This window comes from Streptomyces sp. NPDC059679, from assembly GCF_042734105.1.
Lineage (GTDB): Bacteria > Actinomycetota > Actinomycetes > Streptomycetales > Streptomycetaceae > Streptomyces.
In genome coordinates this window covers 1-16,594 of sequence record NZ_JBHWES010000127.1, presented here as the reverse complement: position 1 = coordinate 16,594, position 16,594 = coordinate 1, and the positions used below count along the sequence as shown (strand labels likewise).

Genomic DNA, 16,594 nt, shown 5'->3' with positions numbered 1-16,594 from the left:
GAGCGGTGGTTCGGCCTGCTGACCGACAAGCTCATTCGCCGCGGCGTCCACACCTCGGTGAAGGCGCTGGAGGATGACATCAAGGCCTGGATCGATTCGTGGAACGAGAACCCCAGGCCTTTCACCTGGACCAAGACCGCCGACGAAATCCTCAAATCCCTCGCCGGCTACCTCACCAAGGTCACTCCGCCAGCCACTGAGAATCAGAGAGAGACTTAAGCCTGCGATTTCAGGCGCATCACACTAGCCGTCCCGATGCTCTTCACCAGCTGGCTCGCCGACCGGCACGGACCCAAGAGGCTGTTCGTCGCCGGGTTCGCGCTGTTCACCGCGGCGTGCCTGGGAGCGGCGACGGCGCCGATGGGAGTGGATCTTCTACCTCAATGTCCTGCTCGGCACCGGCACACTGGGGCGCGCTCGTCGGCCCTGCCACGGCGGACCAGGTCATGGGCGCCGGTGTGGTCCAGGTGAGGTCCGCCCGGGCTGCCCACCTGCCGCTCATCCTCGTCCTGCTCCTTGGCGGTGCGGTCGCGACCGTGCTGCGCGGAATCGGAGATCCGCGGCGAATACATGACGCTTGACTCAGACGGTCCTCACCAGGTCCACGCACGCCGAGCACTACAACGCGCCATGGCTTTTACGAACGGACCCGCCCCTTTCAGGCGGCGACAACGACCCGGGTGGGCAGCGACTGCACCGCCCGAACCAGCGGCTCCAGCCTGGCATCCCGAGCTGCCTCCGCGAGTGCTGCACGCAGGGCGGTGTCGTGGGCGGGACGGGCTACCTCAAGCAGCTCCATGCCAGCGTCGGTGACGTTGGTGTAGATCCCTCGACGGTCGGTGGGGCACAGGTAGCGGGACAGCAGTCCGCGGTCCTCGAGGCGGGTGACCAGGCGGGTGGTGGCGCTCTGACTGAGGACGACGGCGTCGGCGACCTGTTTCATCTGCAGGTGCCCTCCGTCTCCGTTGTGCTGTCGGCTGAGCACGTCGAGTAGCGAGTACTCACGGGCGCTCAGACCGTGATCGGTTCCCAGAACGCGTTCGAGGTGCGTCTCGATCTTGCCGTGCAGCAGGGAGAGGGCGTACCAGCCCTGGGCCAGAGCGGACGGGGCTGGGTCGGTGGCAGTCACGGGAGCCTCCTACGTCGGCGGGCCTGCCTCGCGCTATCAATAGTTGCACGCGATGGCAAATTCAATCTACATCATCTTTCGTTTGCATGTATCCCGCGTCTGCAACTATTGTCGGCGACTGTAAGCGTCTAATGCAATCGCCTGGAAGGTATCCCTCCCCATGCCTCTCGCGCTCCTGGCCCTGGCCATCGGGGCCTTCGGGATCGGCACCACCGAATTCGTGATCATGGGCGTGCTGCCCCAGGTCGCACACGACTTCGGCGTCAGCATCCCCACCGCCGGCCTGCTGGTGTCCGGCTACGCCCTCGGCGTCGTCATCGGTGCCCCGCTGCTCACCGTGCTCGGCACCAGGGTGTCCCGCCGGAAGATGCTCATGTTCCTCATGGGCCTGTTCGTCGTGGGCAATGCCCTGTCGGCCTTCGCGCCCAGCTTCGGCGTCATGCTGATCGGCCGGATCGTCGCCTCGCTCGCCCACGGCGCGTTCTTCGGTATCGGCTCCGTGGTCGCCGCCGACCTGGTGGCTCCCGAGAAGAAGGCCTCCGCCATCTCCCTGATGTTCATGGGCCTGACTGTGGCCAACGTCATCGGTGTCCCCGGCGGCACCTACATAGGGCAGGTCGCCGGCTGGCGCCTCACCTTCACCCTCGTCGCCGCCCTGGGCATCATCGGCCTCCTCGGCGTCGCCAAGCTCGTCCCCGAGCAGGGCGCGCCCAAGGCCGCAAACGTCCGCGCCGAATTCGCCGCCTTCAAGAACGTGCAGGTCTGGCTCGCCATGGCGATGACGGTCCTCGGCTACGGCGGTGTCTTCGCGGCAATCACCTACATCACGCCGATGATGACCCAGGTGGCCGGCTACCCCGAGGCCGCGGTGACCTGGCTGCTCGTCCTGTTCGGCATCGGCATGTTCCTCGGCAACCTGCTCGGCGGCAAGTTCGCCGACCGCGCCCTGATGCCGATGCTCTTCACCACCTTGGCGGCCCTGGCCGCAGTACTGCTGCTGTTCACCGCCACCGCCCACAACAAGGTCCTCGCCGCGATCACCCTCACCCTGATCGGCGCGCTCGGTTTCGCCACCGTGCCGCCGTTGCAGAAGTGGGTCCTCGACCAGGCCTCGGCCGCCCCGACCCTGGCCTCCGCCGCCAACATCGGCGCCTTCAACCTCGGCAACGCACTGGCCGCCTGGCTCGGTGGTGTGGTGATCTCGGCAGGGCTCGGCTACACCTCGCCGAACTGGGTCGGCGCCCTGCTTTCCGGCAGCGCCCTGCTGCTGTCCTTCCTCGCCGCGTTCCTCGACCGCCGCAGGCGCCCGGCCTCCGGCAACGTCGTGGCCGGCTCCACACAGGCTCGGCAGACCAGGGTCCCGATCAACCACTGACCCCGGGTAGACCCAGCCAGACCAGAACCCGAACACCACGAACCAAGTGAGCAGCACACCATGAGTACCCCCACCACCGTCGCCCCTCTGACCACCCAGGACGCGGAGGTTCTGATCACCGCCGCCCGTCGTGCCGCGGAGGCGGCCGGAGTCACCGTCAGCGTCACCGTTCTCGACGCCGGCGGCCACCTCCTCGCCTTCCGCCGCGACGACCGCGCCGTGCTGATATCCGGCGAGACCAGCACCCGCAAGGCGTACACCGCGCTCCAGCTGAACGCCCCGACCGTCGACCTCGTCGACCTGGTCAAGCCCGACGGCCCGTTCCACAGCCTGCCCACCGCCCTCGACCGGCCGCTGCTGTTCATCGCCGGTGGCCTGCCCGTCCACCGCGACGGCCGCCTCATCGGGGCCATCGGTGTCGGCGGCGGAACACCCGAGCAGGACCACGGCTTCGCCACTACGGCACTCGGCACCATCGCCTGAGGACATCGCCGCCGGCAGTCCCGCACTGCGGCGGTTCAGGGTGCACTCCGGCCCCAAGCCGGGGCCCCTTGTGCGGACCACCGATCACTACTACGCGAGGATCTTGCGCGCATGAACGCCTCTGTCCCCACCGTCACACTCAACAACGGCGTCGAGATCCCCCAGCTCGGCTTCGGCGTCTTCCAGGTCCCCGATGCCGAGACGGCCGCAGCCGTCACGACCGCCCTCGAGACCGGCTACCGCTCCGTCGACACCGCCTCGATCTACGGCAACGAATCGGGAGTCGGCAAGGCCCTCGCCGGCTCCGGCATCGCTCGCGGCGAGCTGTTCATCACCACCAAGCTGTGGAACGCCGACCAGGGATACGACGCCACGCTCAGGGCCTTCGATGCCAGCCTGGACAAGCTGGGCCTGGACTACGTCGACCTCTACCTGATCCACTGGCCGACCCCGGCCCGTGACCTGTACCGGGAGTCGTGGAAGGCCATCGAGAAGCTGGCTGCCGACGGGCGGATCAGGGCCGCGGGCGTGTCCAACTTCCAGCCGGCGCACCTGAGGCGCCTGCTGGAAGGCGCCGACCTGGTACCGGTCGTCAACCAGGTCGAACTGCACCCCGGCCTCCAGCAGAGCGAGCTGCGCGCCCTGCACGCAGACCTCGACATCGCCACGGAGGCGTGGAGTCCGCTCGCGCAGGGCGCTGTCCTGGGCGATGAGACGATCACCACCATCGCCGCCCAGCACGGCAAGTCGCCCGCGCAGGTCGTTCTGCGCTGGCACCTTCAGCTCGGCTGCATCGTCATCCCCAAGTCTGTTACGCCCGCCCGCATTCGCGAGAACCTCGACGTCTTCGACTTCGCTCTGTCGGACGACGAGATGGCCGCCATCACCGCCCTCGACCGTGGTCTGCGCACCGGTCCGGACCCGGACACCCTCAACTAGCCCCTCTCGACCGACCCGTGCGGGACGGATCCGCACCGTCCCGCGCCGGCTGCCCCGGCTCATGCGGGCGTGGACGGCAGGCCCACCTGCACGAGACGCCCCTCCTCTCCGCGCCGGGTTTCACACCACCGGCCCCGCGTCGTAACGACGTTGAAAGGTGTCCATCTGATGTCTCCCACTCCTACTGCCCTGGAGCAGCTCGTGAACCCCGCGGGTCTGCCGACTCTGGGTCTTGAGCTCCCCCTCGACAATGACTGGGGCAATACGCGCCTGCGTACCGACCGGGCCGCCGACCGTCCCTTCGGTGTCCCCGACCTGACCCGGCACGCCGCACTGGCCAGCCTCGCCGACCGCTTGGGCTTTGCGAGCCTCTGGGTCCGAGATGTCCCCCTGTACGACCCCGAGCGGTTCGGCGACGCCGGCTCCGTCTTCGAGGCGTTCACGCATCTGGGGCATCTCGCGGCAGTCACCGAGCGGGCCGTCCTCGGGACCGCCGCCATCGTGCTGCCGCTGAGGCAGCCGCTGCTCGTCGCGAAGGCGGCGGCCACGGTCGATGTCCTCTCCGGCGGTCGGTTCATCCTTGGGCTGGCCAGCGGCGACCGGCCGGTGGAGTATCCCCTGTTCGGTGCGGACTTCGCGGCCCGCGGCGCCACGTTCCGCAAGAACGTGGAGATCCTGCGCGCTGCCTGGGCCACCCGTCCGAGCGGGCAGGGCATCAGCCTGCCCGACATCGGACTCGGCGCCGATCGCAACCTTGAGGTGCTGCCCAAGCCGACGGGTCGGTCCATCCCCATCGCCATCGCCGGGCACGCCCAGCAGTCCCCGGAGTGGATCTCACGGAACGCCGACGCCTCCCTCAACTATCCCCGGCCTTTGGGTGGGTTGCGACTGAAGACCCGCGAGTGGCAGCAGCTCACCGCCGGGGCCCCCAAGCCGTACCTCACCCCCATGCAACTGGACCTCACCGAGGATCCGGCCGTCGCCGCGACCCCGATCCGGCTCGGCTTGCGTACCGGGTCCGAGGCTCTGGTCGACCACCTGCGGGAGATGGGCAGGCTCGGTGTCAGCCACGTCTCCTTCAACCTGCGCCCCAGTGACCGTCCCGTCGAGGAGATTCTCCAGGAACTCGCCGAAACGGTACTGCCTCACTTCCCCTCCGCCGGGGTGTCGACCGCAACCGGTTCGGACGCTGTCGCCACGCTGTGACCGGCCGTCCGGGAGGCGCCATCGACACACGAGCGAGCCTGCCGTCGCGTCCCCTTGTCCCATACGAAAGATTTCAGCCTTCAAAGGAGTGACTCATGTTCCAGAACATCGTGGTTGCCGTCGATTCCAGCGCAGGGGGTGCTGTAGCCCTGCGCACAGCGACTCGCCTGGCGCAGGCCTCAGGTGGTGTCGTGCACGTTCTCCACATCGCCGTCATGGACATCGAGCGCTACGCCGCCGTACGTTTGGAGGACACCGACGCGGCGCAGCAGGTGCTCGACACCGCGGTCAGGTCAGTTGTCGACGTCGGCCTCCGCTCCGAAGGCCACCTCGCGGCAGGAACGGTCAGTGAAGTGCCCGGAATCATCACCAAGACGGTTCGGGAGGTTGGGGCGGACCTGCTGGTGATCGCCCCTCATCGGCGGAACGCGTTCACCGCTTGGTTCACACCGCGGGTGAGCGACGCAGTGACACACATCAGCGACATTCCTGTTCTCCTGGTGCCCGACGGCGTCAAGGAGTAGCGGGCAGTAGGGCGCCCGGGGCACTGAGCATGGGAGGGCTCAAGGTCCGGACCACCGTTTCAGCGCCGGGTGCGCACCGCGGCAGTTCCGTTACGGCCGCCACGTACTCCTCGACCAAACGCCGGACGATCTCCACCACCGGGATGACGGTGCCCACGAGGCTGACGGACTGGCCGGCTTCGACCTTGACGTTGGTCACATCGCCGTCGTGGGCGGCCATTTTCAGGCTAAATGCGGTGAACGCCGCCCGTCGCGCGTCCAGTTCGCCACTCGATGTCTCCAGCGCCGCCATGCGTTCGGTGAAGGCGTTGCGTACAGCCCGGATGACTCCGAGGCCGTGGCCGACCGTGCGGGTGTCCTCGACCGCGGCCCGCAGGAGCGCCTTCTTGTAGTTGGGGTGCAGGTTGACCTCGGTACTGGCCATGAACCGGGTGCCGAACTGTGCGGCGCCGGCGCCGAGTGCAAGGGCCGCGGCCAGGCCCTGGCCATCGGCGAAGCCACCCGAGGCGATCAGCGGCATGCCCGGTACGGCGTGCGCCACCGCGCGGAGCATGACGAGCGTGGAGACCATGGTGGCGGGGGATGCCCGCCGGCCTCCCCGCCGACGACGATCAGGCCGTCCACACCGGCGGCCGCTTTGGCCGCGTGCTCTTCACCGGCCACGACGTGCAGGCAGATCGTGCCCGTGTCGTGGAAGCGGTCCAGGTAGCGCTTGGGCCCTCCCTGGGAGGCGACGAGCATGGGGATGCGCTTCCGGAGCAGCAGGTCGATGACGTCGTCGGCGCCCTTGCGGTACCGGCCTGCGGGAGCCCACCAGCCGCAGGAGCGCCAGCAGGCGGTCGATGCCGGGCTGGTCGGTGATGGGGTCCCGGTCGGCAGCGAGGTCCCGGTAGCGGTCCACGGCTGCGGCAAGTCCGTCGCGCGCCGCCTGGGCCTGCTCGAGTACGGGCCGGGGTGCGGCAGGCCCGCCCGCAGGTCCCGCCAGGGGAGGGATGGATCGGCGACCGCTTCCCACCCGGCGGAGATGTCCTTCGTCGCCTCGACGATCAGGCGCAGATCCTGACCGCTGAGATGCTCCGGCCCGGAACGTCGTCGGCTCCTGGGAAGCGGTGTTGTCGCCCGCAGCCAGATACGCCACCGGCGCTTCGGACAGTCGCCCCGCCCGACCGATCACGTCGTGCAGGGTCTGCCCGAGTGGCTCTCGGATCTCGTTCATCGCTTCGGCGTAGGAGCTGAGTGCCAGCCGTGTCTCGCGGGCCTGTGACAGGGTCTGCTGCGATAGCTGTGGCGCTTGAGGTTGCTCCGTCAGGGCCCGGCCAAGTTCGCGGGCGACCGCCTCGCGGCTCGTGTTTTGGCTGTGCAGAGCGAGGGCGTACGAGTCGAGTGAAGTTCCCCCGTGATCCTGGGCACTCTTCTTCTACGCTGCGAGTGTTTGGTCGTTGCGGAACCGCCGTCGTGTCTCCAGGGGCGTGAGGTACCCGAACACGGGATGCTTGCGCAGGCGGCGCCGGTTGTAGAACGTCTCGATGAACGCGAAGACATCGGCGCGGGCGGTGGCTCGGTCCGGCCATACTCGGGTGCCGACCTCTTCCTTGAGCACGGCCCAGAAGCTCTCGGCTGCAGCGTTGTCAAAGCGGGAGCCGGTCCGGCCCGTGCTCTGGCGAAACCCCAACCTGCCTATCTCAGCGCGGAATTCGGCTGAGGTGTATTCGCTTCCGCGGTCGCTGTGCGTGATGCAACCGGGTTCCAGGCCGCCGCGGCCGTGAGCCATCCGCAGCGCGTCGACTACCAACTCGGCGCGGTGGTAGTCAGCCATCGCATAACCGACGACCTCGCGGGTAGCCAGGTCCAGCCAGCAGGCCAGATACAGCCAGCCCTCATGCGTGGGCAGGTAGGTGATGTCCCCGACCAGCCGGGTGCCGGGGCGGGTGGCGGTGAAGTCCCGGCCGATCAGGTCGGGCGTCGGCCTGGCCTGCCGGTCGGGCCGGGTCAGCGAGCGGCGTCTTCGGCGTGTGACACCGGTGATCCCGTGTTCACGCATGATCCGCTCCACCCGCTTGCGGTTGACTGCTCGGCCCAGTCGCCGCAGTCCAGCGTGCACCCGCGGAACACCGTAGGCGCCCTTCGAGGCCAGGTGAATCAGAGTGATCTCGTGGGCCAGGGCCTCATCGGCGCGGTCACGTGCCTGCCGGTCCTGTTCGGCTTCCAGCCAGGCGTAGAACGAGGAGCGGATCACGCCCAGGACACGGCACAGGAGGGTCACCGGGTGGACGGCCTTCTCGGCGGCGATGAACTGGTACATCTCGTTCACCGGTCGCTGTCCTTGGCGAAGAAGCTCGCCTTGGGTTCAACCGGTCGCTGCAACATCGCAGGTAGAACGGGTGCCGGAGGTGTTGCAGGGTGGCGAGGATCGGTCGTCCGGGGATGTCGGACGTGCAGAAGCGGGAGGTCTGGCGGCGGTGGAAGGAGGGGCAGTCGCTCAGCGAGATCGGCCGCGCGCTGGGCAAGGTCCCCGGCTCGATCCATGGTGTGGTGAAAGCAAACGGCGGCTTTGTACCCGCCAAGCGCACCCGGGCGAAGACCGTGCTGAGCCTGGCCGAGCGAGAGGAGATCTCTCGCGGTCTGGCCCGCAATGAGTCGTTCCGGACGATTGCGGTCCGGCTGGAGCGGGCGCCCTCGACGCTCAGCCGGGAGGTGGGCCGACACGGCGGCCGGGCGAAGTACCGGGCCGCGGTCGCCGACGAGCGGGCCTGGGACAACGCCCGCCGCCCCAAGTCCTGTCTAATGCAACGCAATTGTGCCTGTGGGTGTCGAAAACGGTGTCACCCTATGCGACCTGCGTGTATTCGTGGATGAGGCCGCCGAGTCGATCGCGTCGAAGGACGCGAGTGTGGTCGGTGGCGGTAGGTGGTCCAGCTTCGGTGAGTCGGTCCGGCGCCTGTTGTCCGAGGGATTGGTGTGGCCGGTGTTGGTTGTAGTGCTTCGCGTACTCATCGACGACGAGGCGTAGGTGGCGCTCTCCTGTGATCAGGATGCGGTCGGTTGCCTCGCGTCGGCATGATCCGATCCATCGTTCCGCGATGGCGTTCATGCGCGGTACTCGGGGCAATGTTGGAAGGACGTGCGTGCCGATCGCCTCGAAGACGGCGTCGAAGTTGTCGGTGAAGTAGGCGCCGCGGTCCCGGATGAGGAACTTGATCGACTTGGCATGGTCGCCGAGGTCCATGAGGTGGTTCCGTGCTTGCTGGGTGATCCAGGGGCCGGTCGGGTGTCGGGTGATGCCGGCGATGTGCACCCGCCGGGTGCCGTGGTTGATGAAGAACAGAGCGAACCAGCGCCGCAGGAAGACCGTATCGATGTGGAACAGGTCGGTGGCTGTGATCGCGGAGGCCTGGGCTTTGAGGAAAGCGGCCCAGGAGCAGTCCACACGCCGCGGCGACGGGTCGATCCCTGCTTGCTTCAGAATGGACCAGACGGTTGAGGCGGCGACATTGCGGCCCAGGCCGAGGAGCTCTCCGTGGATGCGGCGGTATCCCCATCCAGGGTTCTCCCGTGCCAGACGCACGACCAGTTGGCGCAGGGCCTCTGGTTTGGGTGGTCGGCCCGGACGACGGGAGGGGTAGGTCCACTTCCATGCGATGAGCCGTGCGTGCCAGCGCAGGACCGACCGCGGAGAGACAAGCAAGGCCACCTGGGTACGCCGCTGCTTGGTGACGAGCCGGAGCAGTGCCGCCATGACGGCTCTGTCGCTCCAGGAGAAGCGGGGCCGTGGCTGGGCACGGCGTGCGATGGCGAGTTGATGCCGGAGCATCAAGATCTCTGCGTCCTTCGAGGCATTCGAGCGGGCAAGCAGGGCAAGCCATCGGAAGGCTTGGCAGGCAGGCAGGCAGATCAGCCGTATCACCACGACCAGCACGCTGCCTCAAAACGGCTCGCTGCTCCCGAGATCTGGGCAGATCCGAAGCAGCAGGTCAGCCCAGGTGACATAATTCCCGGCACCCACAGGTGCCTCCCCGATCTCTGTGGATCAGCCCGCGGCGTCTGGTGCTCCCCCAGTTACCGCTGGGCGGTGCCCCCGATCGCAAGGTGGAGGGTCGCCCTGGTGGGGCACCTCCCAGCGGTAGCTGGGGGCGGGCCTACTCGGGCGGGCCCGACAATGCAGCGAGTGTGCGTGCTAGCTGCCTGGCCGAGGATCGGGAGCCCCTCGCGGAACACATCGGCACCGTCGAGTTGTTTGCGGTGGTGCTTGATCGCGCCGTAGAAGGACCTGAGCTCAACGGACGTTTCGCCCCGTTGCGCACAGGGCCTGATGGCGCGTTTCCATGAACCTGTCGAAACATGTAAAAAGGACGAAGCAAATGTTTCAGCGCATTCTCGTCGCTGTCGATTCCAGCCCTGCTCGCCACTCCGTCGTACGCCTGGCAGGTGACATGGCGCGGCTGACCGGGGCCAAGGTCAGCGTTCTGCACGTCGCCGCTTCCAGCGCGACGCTTGCCGCCGTGGTCTCCCTGGAGGACGACGCGGAAGCGAAGGCCATCCTCGATGAGGCCGTCGCCCGGCTGCGTGACGCAGGTGTCGAGGCCGAGGGTGCCGTCGCCCATGCCCTGACGACGCAGATAGCCACCACCATCTCCTCCGCCGCCGAGGAGTGGCAGGCCGACCTCGTGATCCTCAGCCCCCACCACCGCGGATCACTCGAAGCCCTCATCAACCCCCGAGTCAGCGACGCCGTCGCCCACAGCAGCCGTACGGCCGTACTTCTGGCACCGGAGGAGAGCCCCGGTAACCAGGACTGATCCGAGCACGGTTGGGGGAGCCACGCGGCTCGCGCCCCGACCCTTCCGGGCGGAGTGACCCGCGAGCCCGAGGGTGCGCCATGCACCACAGCCGTTCCTCCACAAGCACCTTCGGCGACGGCCCGGACCACTCCCGCCGGCCCGACCGGGTTCCGTCCCGACGGCGACGGCATGGCGACGGGGCCGGGCCGCGCATGGCCCGGCCCCCATGCGTGTCACGACCGGACACGCCAGTGACCCCGTACGCCACTCAGTGAGCACGGACAGGACAGGGCCAGGGCACGGGCAGGCAAGCCCCCTCATCGGCAGCCCTTAATGTTCCACACGTGCCGCCGGTATCCCGTTCGAGAGGAACCACCTACGGCGTCCAGCGGAGGAGTCGCCTGGCTGGGGCGACCGTCACCCGGTCCATGGCGACCGGGGTGGCGCCTGCGGTACCCCGCGCCCCGGGAAGCGAATGCCCCACCGTCGGCCCTGGCCGGCAGGCGCCCCCGCATCCGAACCATGACGCCCATGAAGGAGTTTTGCCGTGTCCCGTTCCGACAAGCCGACCATCGTCCTTGTCCACGGTGCTTTCGCCGACGCCTCCAGCTACGCCCAGGTCATCCCCCGGCTGATCGCTCGCGGTCTGGATGTGGTCGCCCCGGCCGTCCCCAATCGCAGCTTGATCGGGGACGCCGCCTACGTCGCCTCGATCGTCCGGCAGATACCTGGCCCGGTCATCCTGGTCGGCCACTCCTACGGCGGTGCCGTCGTCACGGTCGCCGGCGCCGAGGAGAACGTCAAGGCGCTGGTTTACCTGGCCGGCTATGCCCTGGAAAAGGGCGAGAGCCTCGGCGAACTGCAGGGTCGCTTCCCCGACTCCGACCTGGCCGCCGCACTGGTCTACACTCCCTTCCCCATCGAGGGCTCGACCGAGACCGGCACCGACGTGTCGGTCCAGGCCGACAAGTTCCCGGCGATCTTCGCCGCCGACGTCGACCCTCGGCTCGCCTCCGTCCTCGCCGTCTCTCAGCGCCCGCTCGCCGCGCAGGCATTCGCCGACGCGGCCCCGGCCGCCGCCTGGAAGACCAAGCCCTCCTGGGGCCTGGTCGCCTCGTCCGACCACACCATCAACCCCGACGTGGAGCGCTACGGCTACCAGCGGGCCGGCATGACAACCGTTGAGGTCGACTCCTCCCACCTGGTGATGCTCTCCCACCCCGAACGCGTCGTCGAGCTGATCGAGGAAGCAGTCCGGGCCACCTCCGGCTGAGCCACGCGCTTTTGGCCATCCGGCCGTCACCCAGCGGCCGCCTCCACCTCTTTGCAGAGAGCGAACAATGAACGCACCGATATCACGCCGTACCGTGGCCGCGTCTCTCCTGGCCGGCGCCGCCGCCCTCGGCACCGCGGGCGCCGCGTACTCCGCGCCGGCCGCGGCGGCCGACCGTGGCCCGGGCAGTCCGCACGGGCGCCCGGACACACCCACCGTTGTCCTGATCCACGGCGCATTCGCCGACGCCTCTAGTTGGAGCACCGTCGTCGAGCGCTTGCAGCGGCAGGGCTACCGCGTCCTCGCTCCGGCTCTGCCGCTGCGCGGACTGGCGAGCGATACTGCCTACATCCGCAGCGTTCTCGACAGCCTCACCGGGCCGGTCGTGCTGGTGGGGCACTCCTACGGCGGAGCGGTCATCAGCCAAGCCGCAGCCGACGATCCGCAGGTCAAAGCCCTCGTCTACATCGCCGCCTTCGTCCCCGAGGTGGGGGAGAGCGCGCTCCAGCTCACCGACAAGTTCCCCGGCAGCACCCTGGCACAGGCCACCGCCACCCAGTACTACCCCCTGTCCGACGGCGGGCAGGGGGAGGAGCTGGTCATCAAGAAGGAACTGTTCCGCAAGCAGTTCGCGGACGGAGTTCCTGTCCACACCACGCAGGTGATGGCGGCGGGACAGCGACCGATCACCCTTGCCGCCCTCCAGGAGCCGGCCACGGCCGCCGCGTGGAAGAAGATCCCGAGCTGGTACCTCGTGGCCACCGAGGACCGCAACATCCCGCCGGCCGCCGAGCGGTGGATGGCCGAGCGCGCCCGCGCTCGCACCGTCACCGTCCGCGCACCGCATGCGGTGTCCGTGAGCGATCCCGGGCCCGTCACCGACCTCATCCTGAGCGCTGCCCGTTCCGTCCGCTCCGGTCACTGACCCGAACGGGTCACTCAGCGTTCGACGACGTCGTCACGGTCAACACCATCCACAACCAACGCGGCGAAGTCGTGCTGTCCGGTCGGCACAAGCACGTGCTGCGGCGGCAGGAGCCGAAAGGAACCACGTGATGCACCGTACAACCCTGACCGGCGCTCTCATGTGCTGCGCCGCGTTGGCCGGGTGCACCGGCCAGAGCGCGGACGGTACGCCGGGAGACAGCCCGACTGCGGTCGGTTCTCCGTCCCCGACAAGGTCGGCTGCCGTTCCGGGGCCGGTCGGCAGCGACACCTCCGGCCCGTCCGGCGAGTCGGCCCCGACGTCGTCCGCCGGAGGCGGCACGGCGTCGTCGACGCCCGCCGCACCGGGGACGCGACGCCGCTGCCGTACCTCCGACCTGAGGGCCTCCGTCGGCCCCAACCGCCCTGGAGCCGGTCAGGAGAATTTCGCCATCGTCCTGACCAACCGTTCCCGCCACACCTGCACGGTGCACGGCTTTCCCGGAGTGGCGTTCGTGGACGGTACGGGCCAGGCCGTCACCCCGGACCCCGAGCGGGCCACCGACGAGAGGCAACAGACCGTGACGCTCGCTCCCGGAGCCAGCGCTTGGTCAGCGATGGTGTATACCAGTCCAGCGATTACCCACGTCACCACCGTGACACCAGCGGCTCTCCTCGTCACTCCGCCCGATGAGACGGCCTCGATCTCGGTGCACTGGACCGGTGGCGAGGTCTCCAACACGGGCAAGGCCTCGATGCCCCGGGTGAGCCCCCTCCGGCCGGGCGACGGCGCCTGAGTCCGGTGATCTGGCCGGCAGGCGGCAGTGGCCGCCCGCAGGATGCTTCACTCAGTGCCCCGTCTGTTACCCAGGAGTGCACAGTGTCGTGCCAGGTGGCTGTGGCCGATGGGACCACGAGGATAGTTGTGACGTGTCACCGTTTCCGAGAGGAGGCCGGTGCGGGGCAGGGAACTGGTGAGGGATGACAGCCCCCATTCCTCCAGCCGGGGACGACGATGGAGCGCAGTTGACTGACGAGATGATGGGCGACGAGGTTTATCAGCCCGACGGGTCGGAGGTGCAGGACGACGTCGGCCTGCTGGATGCGTCGGACACCTTGGATTACCGGGCCGGCGCCGAGGCCCTGGACGAGGGCTACTCGCCCCCGGAGAAGCCGTGGGGCGTGGAGCACAGTGGCGTCACGGCGTGGGAGCAGCAGCGAGGGGAGAGCCTGGATGAGCGCCTCTCCGAGGAGCTGCCCGACATCGGAGTCGCGGAGGGTGACGGTATCGGTGACACCTTCGGCACGGATGGCGAGCTGATCGACGACGAGGTCGGTGACGAGCGTGCGGGACGGCTTGTCGCGCCGGACGAGGGCAGCCATGAGAACACCGACTCCGACCTGTTCGCGTCCGACGTGGGGCTGGACGGCGCCGGGGCGTCGGCGGAGGAGGCGGCTATGCATGTGATCCCCGAGATCGAGCCCTACTGACGGCCACCCTGCGCGACACCCTGTCGCGCAGGGTGGCCGTCCGGTACACCGGCGGATGCCTGTTTGCGCCACAGCGCCCCCGACCCGGCGCATTCGCCTGAGCGAGGTGGCTCAGCCTTCCGGGAGCGGGGATGAGCGGGGACCGGAGTCGCGACCCTCCGGGGGCGCGCCGAGGTCCGACGTCGCGAGCGCGTGGCTCAGCAGCGGGGGCGCGAGCAGTCCGCACGGCTCGGGCTCGGCGCGGAGGCCGCGGTCTCGGCGTAGTAGCGGTTGGCCGCCGACGGCGCGACGCGGACGCGGAGTTCGTTCCCCCCGGGCCGCAGGGCGTCAGCGGGGATCGTGACGCGGTACGGCGCCCAGGCGCGCGCCCCCACATGCACGTCGTTCACGGACACGATCACAGCTCCGGCGACGGCCGGGAGCGTCAGCTTCAGGGGACCGGCGCGTCGAGTTCGATCCGGCGCACATAGTCGGTGGTGCCCGCGAACGCCGGGAGGCCCTGGCGCTCCCAGCCGTACGTCACCGCGATCTCGCGGCGGGTGCCCTGAAGGGTGTCTTTATTGCAAGCCCGGGAAGTTAGGCAGGTGGGCTGGTTGTCAAGCGGTTCGTCGAAGGCGGGGTAGGCGAACGGGGCTCCGCGTAGGACGGAAGTCGACCAAGACACACCGTCTCTGTAGGAGCCCCGTTGTATGGTCAGTCTGGCATGCCCGCTGCTTTCGGTCGTCGCGCCTTTGCGGCTGGGCAGCTTGGAGAGTTGACGCAGCTGCGCCGAGCAGGCCCCTGGTGCCGGTCTCGCAGAGCACCATGATCTTGAGCATCGGATACCCGTCCGTGCCGTAGCGGTGCTTGTGCTTGCCCAGCCAAGCGCAGACCCGGGGCCGGTCGGGAGCCTTGGCGGAGCTGCATCCGTCGAAAGCGACCGTGCGCCAGCGTCGGTAGCGCACCCCGGGCGTGACCGGCTGAGCCACGGGCCCGGCCAGTGACTCGAACAGCAGCCGCAACGGCTCGATGCCCAGCCGCCGGCGAACCTCCCGCAGTGCCTTCTCCGAGGGGTGCCGTGGCGACATCACGCGCAGTCCGGCGGTGAGTTTGTCCCACACGCGTACGTACCCCAGCTGGGGAAACAGTGCGAGCGCGAGCACGAAGTACACACCCACCCGCGATGGGAGCAGCCGCAGTCTCCGCTGAATGCCGCCCGCCCGTTCCAGCACATCATCGACCAACTCGAACGGCAGACGCCGGGTCAGCTCGCCGAGATGCCCGGGAGCGAAGACTCCGTCAGCGACCACGGTGGACCGGGTGAGCGTGACGGTGGAACACTGAACGGACAACGGGACTCCTTCGAGCGGGAAGACCTTGGTCGGCTTCCTCGCTCTACCAGGAGTCCCGTTCCTGTGACCGGCCGTTCCCCCGACAACCTCGAACCGGTTGACATCTGCGAGCCGCCCCTAACTCCGTGGTCTTGGGATATTTCCTGGGAGCAGGCATCGTCAGATCTCCTCTCACGAGAACCATCTGACCTGCTGTCACCCATCCTCGCATCTCGGGGGATCCTCACGTTTCCACTTCTGCCGTGGGAGGCCAGGGAACAGGTCATGGACGGGGTGGTCGATGGCCCAGCGGGTGACGACGGTGTCGTGCCGGGCGGTGGCCATGACATGGAAGACATCGGCCTGCTCCAGTTCGGAACGCCAGCCCTTGCTGAAGCCGTAGGCGGCATCCGCTGTCACCCACCCGAACGGGATTTTGTCCCTGATCGCTCGTCTGATCATCTCCTTGGCCGTGGCCACCTTCGTCTCGAAGGCGACGCTGTCGTCGATGCCGGCCCGCCGGCACCCTTCCCGGTCGTCTGTCCATGACGTGGGCAGATACAAGCGGCGGTCGATCAGCGTGCGTCCGCGGTCGGTGGCGTACGCGAGGAACACACCGATCTGGCTGTTCTCGGTGCGCCCGGCAGTGCCGGAGTACTGCCTTTGCACCCCGGCCGAGCGGATGCCCTTCTTGAGGAAGCCGGTGTCATCGACGATCAGAACGGCATCCCGGTCTCCGAGGTGCTCGACGACGTAGTCACGCACGTCGCCCAGGACCTCATCGGCATCCCACTCGATCCGGTTCAGCAAACGGTGGATGCGGTCGGGCCCCGCGTGTCCGGCTTCTTCCGCGAGTGTTCAGCCGTTCTTCCGCTCCAGCGGAGCGATGAGTCCCCGCATATAGGCCAGCTCCGACTGACGCGGCTCCTCCCGGCTGAACCGGTGCACGAACCGCTCGTGCACCGCACTCAGTTCCCCAGCCCACAACCTGACATCAGCAAGGTCCCCACCCACAACCAGAGCAACGACCGAGCTGGTCAGCAGTCACGGCAAACACCGTTGCAGTACTAGTACTCCAGCCGGACTTCTCCATTCCTGCTGGTCAGCGGCCTGGGGGTGGGGAGTGTAGCGGGGTGGGAGCGGGTGTGGGGTGGTCTTTGCG

At 68.3% G+C, this 16,594-nt stretch carries 18 protein-coding genes and 3 pseudogenes; 12 read left to right on the top strand and 9 right to left on the bottom strand.

What is annotated here, in order from left to right; translation table 11 throughout:
- A pseudogene (locus tag ACFV2X_RS53990) lies at positions 1-219 on the top strand (IS630 family transposase); the annotation flags it as partial.
- A gap of 439 nt (positions 220-658) precedes the next feature.
- On the opposite strand, the gene ACFV2X_RS53985 reads toward ACFV2X_RS53990, so the two are convergent.
- Positions 659-1,129: a MarR family winged helix-turn-helix transcriptional regulator gene (locus tag ACFV2X_RS53985; protein ID WP_385631306.1), complete on the bottom strand. Its 471-nt coding sequence runs from the start codon at positions 1,127-1,129 to the stop codon at positions 659-661.
- Positions 1,130-1,289: 160 nt separating this feature from the next.
- On the opposite strand from ACFV2X_RS53985, the gene ACFV2X_RS53980 reads away from it, so the two are divergent.
- From ACFV2X_RS53980 to ACFV2X_RS53960, 5 genes are all read left to right on the top strand, one after another.
- Positions 1,290-2,504, top strand: coding sequence for an MFS transporter (locus ACFV2X_RS53980; protein ID WP_385631303.1), 1,215 nt, complete (start codon positions 1,290-1,292; stop codon positions 2,502-2,504).
- A gap of 60 nt (positions 2,505-2,564) precedes the next feature.
- Positions 2,565-2,987: a heme-binding protein gene (locus tag ACFV2X_RS53975; protein ID WP_385631301.1), complete on the top strand. Its 423-nt coding sequence runs from the start codon at positions 2,565-2,567 to the stop codon at positions 2,985-2,987.
- Between the two features lie 111 nt (positions 2,988-3,098).
- Positions 3,099-3,926 (top strand): aldo/keto reductase, encoded by an 828-nt coding sequence (locus tag ACFV2X_RS53970; RefSeq protein WP_385631299.1) that lies wholly within the window; start codon positions 3,099-3,101, stop codon positions 3,924-3,926.
- 168 nt (positions 3,927-4,094) lie between these two features.
- A complete protein-coding gene (locus ACFV2X_RS53965) occupies positions 4,095-5,132 on the top strand; it encodes a TIGR03571 family LLM class oxidoreductase (protein WP_385631297.1) in 1,038 nt (345 codons plus the stop codon).
- A gap of 95 nt (positions 5,133-5,227) precedes the next feature.
- Positions 5,228-5,656 (top strand): universal stress protein, encoded by a 429-nt coding sequence (locus ACFV2X_RS53960; RefSeq protein WP_385631294.1) that lies wholly within the window; start codon positions 5,228-5,230, stop codon positions 5,654-5,656.
- Here ACFV2X_RS53960 and ACFV2X_RS53955 read toward each other — a convergent pair.
- The 3 genes from ACFV2X_RS53955 to ACFV2X_RS53945 form a co-directional block, all read right to left on the bottom strand.
- On the bottom strand, positions 5,646-6,209 hold the full coding sequence (locus ACFV2X_RS53955) for an NAD(P)H-dependent flavin oxidoreductase (RefSeq protein WP_385631313.1): 564 nt from the start codon (positions 6,207-6,209) through the stop codon (positions 5,646-5,648). The two genes, ACFV2X_RS53960 and ACFV2X_RS53955, sit on opposite strands and share 11 nt — an antisense overlap.
- Complete coding sequence (locus ACFV2X_RS53950; RefSeq protein ID WP_385631291.1) at positions 6,167-6,568, bottom strand: hypothetical protein; 402 nt, start codon at positions 6,566-6,568, stop codon at positions 6,167-6,169. The genes ACFV2X_RS53955 and ACFV2X_RS53950 overlap by 43 nt, the downstream gene beginning before the upstream one ends.
- A 505-nt stretch (positions 6,569-7,073) precedes the next feature.
- On the bottom strand, positions 7,074-7,958 hold the full coding sequence (locus ACFV2X_RS53945) for an IS3 family transposase (RefSeq protein WP_385631311.1): 885 nt from the start codon (positions 7,956-7,958) through the stop codon (positions 7,074-7,076).
- A gap of 122 nt (positions 7,959-8,080) precedes the next feature.
- Between ACFV2X_RS53945 and ACFV2X_RS53940 the strand changes: the two genes are divergently transcribed.
- Positions 8,081-8,512, top strand: a complete 432-nt coding sequence (locus ACFV2X_RS53940; protein WP_385631290.1) for a helix-turn-helix domain-containing protein — start codon at positions 8,081-8,083, stop codon at positions 8,510-8,512.
- Here the strand turns inward: ACFV2X_RS53940 and ACFV2X_RS53935 are convergent.
- Positions 8,484-9,563, bottom strand: a complete 1,080-nt coding sequence (locus ACFV2X_RS53935; protein ID WP_385631287.1) for an integrase core domain-containing protein — start codon at positions 9,561-9,563, stop codon at positions 8,484-8,486. The two genes, ACFV2X_RS53940 and ACFV2X_RS53935, sit on opposite strands and share 29 nt — an antisense overlap.
- A gap of 451 nt (positions 9,564-10,014) precedes the next feature.
- Between ACFV2X_RS53935 and ACFV2X_RS53930 the strand changes: the two genes are divergently transcribed.
- From ACFV2X_RS53930 to ACFV2X_RS53910, 5 genes are all read left to right on the top strand, one after another.
- The gene (locus ACFV2X_RS53930) at positions 10,015-10,452 is read left to right on the top strand and encodes a universal stress protein (protein ID WP_385631286.1); all 438 of its coding nucleotides are present in this window, start codon (positions 10,015-10,017) and stop codon (positions 10,450-10,452) included.
- 529 nt (positions 10,453-10,981) lie between these two features.
- Complete coding sequence (locus tag ACFV2X_RS53925; protein WP_385631284.1) at positions 10,982-11,707, top strand: alpha/beta fold hydrolase; 726 nt, start codon at positions 10,982-10,984, stop codon at positions 11,705-11,707.
- Between the two features lie 67 nt (positions 11,708-11,774).
- Positions 11,775-12,632, top strand: coding sequence for an alpha/beta fold hydrolase (locus tag ACFV2X_RS53920; RefSeq protein ID WP_385631282.1), 858 nt, complete (start codon positions 11,775-11,777; stop codon positions 12,630-12,632).
- Positions 12,633-12,762: 130 nt separating this feature from the next.
- Entirely contained in the window at positions 12,763-13,428 is a 666-nt protein-coding gene (locus ACFV2X_RS53915) for a DUF4232 domain-containing protein (protein ID WP_385631279.1), read from the top strand.
- Between the two features lie 241 nt (positions 13,429-13,669).
- Positions 13,670-14,122 carry a DUF5709 domain-containing protein gene (locus ACFV2X_RS53910; protein WP_385631309.1) on the top strand — a complete coding sequence of 151 codons (453 nt, stop codon included), beginning with the start codon at positions 13,670-13,672 and terminating at the stop codon, positions 14,120-14,122.
- Between the two features lie 197 nt (positions 14,123-14,319).
- Here ACFV2X_RS53910 and ACFV2X_RS53905 read toward each other — a convergent pair whose 3' ends face one another.
- The 4 genes and pseudogenes from ACFV2X_RS53905 to ACFV2X_RS53890 all read right to left on the bottom strand — a co-directional run.
- On the bottom strand, positions 14,320-14,517 hold the full coding sequence (locus ACFV2X_RS53905) for a hypothetical protein (protein WP_385631276.1): 198 nt from the start codon (positions 14,515-14,517) through the stop codon (positions 14,320-14,322).
- Between the two features lie 35 nt (positions 14,518-14,552).
- Positions 14,553-14,786, bottom strand: coding sequence for a hypothetical protein (locus ACFV2X_RS53900; protein ID WP_385631315.1), 234 nt, complete (start codon positions 14,784-14,786; stop codon positions 14,553-14,555).
- Positions 14,787-14,886: 100 nt separating this feature from the next.
- A pseudogene (locus ACFV2X_RS53895) lies at positions 14,887-15,453 on the bottom strand (transposase domain-containing protein); the annotation flags it as partial.
- 198 nt (positions 15,454-15,651) lie between these two features.
- Positions 15,652-16,446 (bottom strand): annotated as a pseudogene (locus tag ACFV2X_RS53890) (IS701 family transposase); the annotation flags it as partial.
- Positions 16,447-16,594: the final 148 nt, after the last annotated feature.

Excerpts from the sequence above, each read along its gene's own strand:
- ACFV2X_RS53940 (WP_385631290.1), top strand. The coding sequence starts at position 8,081 with ATGTCGGACGTGCAGAAGCGGGAGGTCTGGCGGCGGTGGAAGGAGGGG.
- ACFV2X_RS53910 (WP_385631309.1), top strand. The coding sequence starts at position 13,670 with ATGATGGGCGACGAGGTTTATCAGCCCGACGGGTCGGAGGTGCAGGAC.
- ACFV2X_RS53980 (WP_385631303.1), top strand. The coding sequence starts at position 1,290 with ATGCCTCTCGCGCTCCTGGCCCTGGCCATCGGGGCCTTCGGGATCGGC.
- ACFV2X_RS53930 (WP_385631286.1), top strand. The coding sequence starts at position 10,015 with ATGTTTCAGCGCATTCTCGTCGCTGTCGATTCCAGCCCTGCTCGCCAC.
- ACFV2X_RS53955 (WP_385631313.1), bottom strand. The coding sequence starts at position 6,209 with ATGCTCCGCGCGGTGGCGCACGCCGTACCGGGCATGCCGCTGATCGCC.
- ACFV2X_RS53945 (WP_385631311.1), bottom strand. The coding sequence starts at position 7,958 with ATGTACCAGTTCATCGCCGCCGAGAAGGCCGTCCACCCGGTGACCCTC.
- ACFV2X_RS53970 (WP_385631299.1), top strand. The coding sequence starts at position 3,099 with ATGAACGCCTCTGTCCCCACCGTCACACTCAACAACGGCGTCGAGATC.
- ACFV2X_RS53965 (WP_385631297.1), top strand. The coding sequence starts at position 4,095 with ATGTCTCCCACTCCTACTGCCCTGGAGCAGCTCGTGAACCCCGCGGGT.
- ACFV2X_RS53920 (WP_385631282.1), top strand. The coding sequence starts at position 11,775 with ATGAACGCACCGATATCACGCCGTACCGTGGCCGCGTCTCTCCTGGCC.
- ACFV2X_RS53960 (WP_385631294.1), top strand. The coding sequence starts at position 5,228 with ATGTTCCAGAACATCGTGGTTGCCGTCGATTCCAGCGCAGGGGGTGCT.
- ACFV2X_RS53975 (WP_385631301.1), top strand. The coding sequence starts at position 2,565 with ATGAGTACCCCCACCACCGTCGCCCCTCTGACCACCCAGGACGCGGAG.
- ACFV2X_RS53915 (WP_385631279.1), top strand. The coding sequence starts at position 12,763 with ATGCACCGTACAACCCTGACCGGCGCTCTCATGTGCTGCGCCGCGTTG.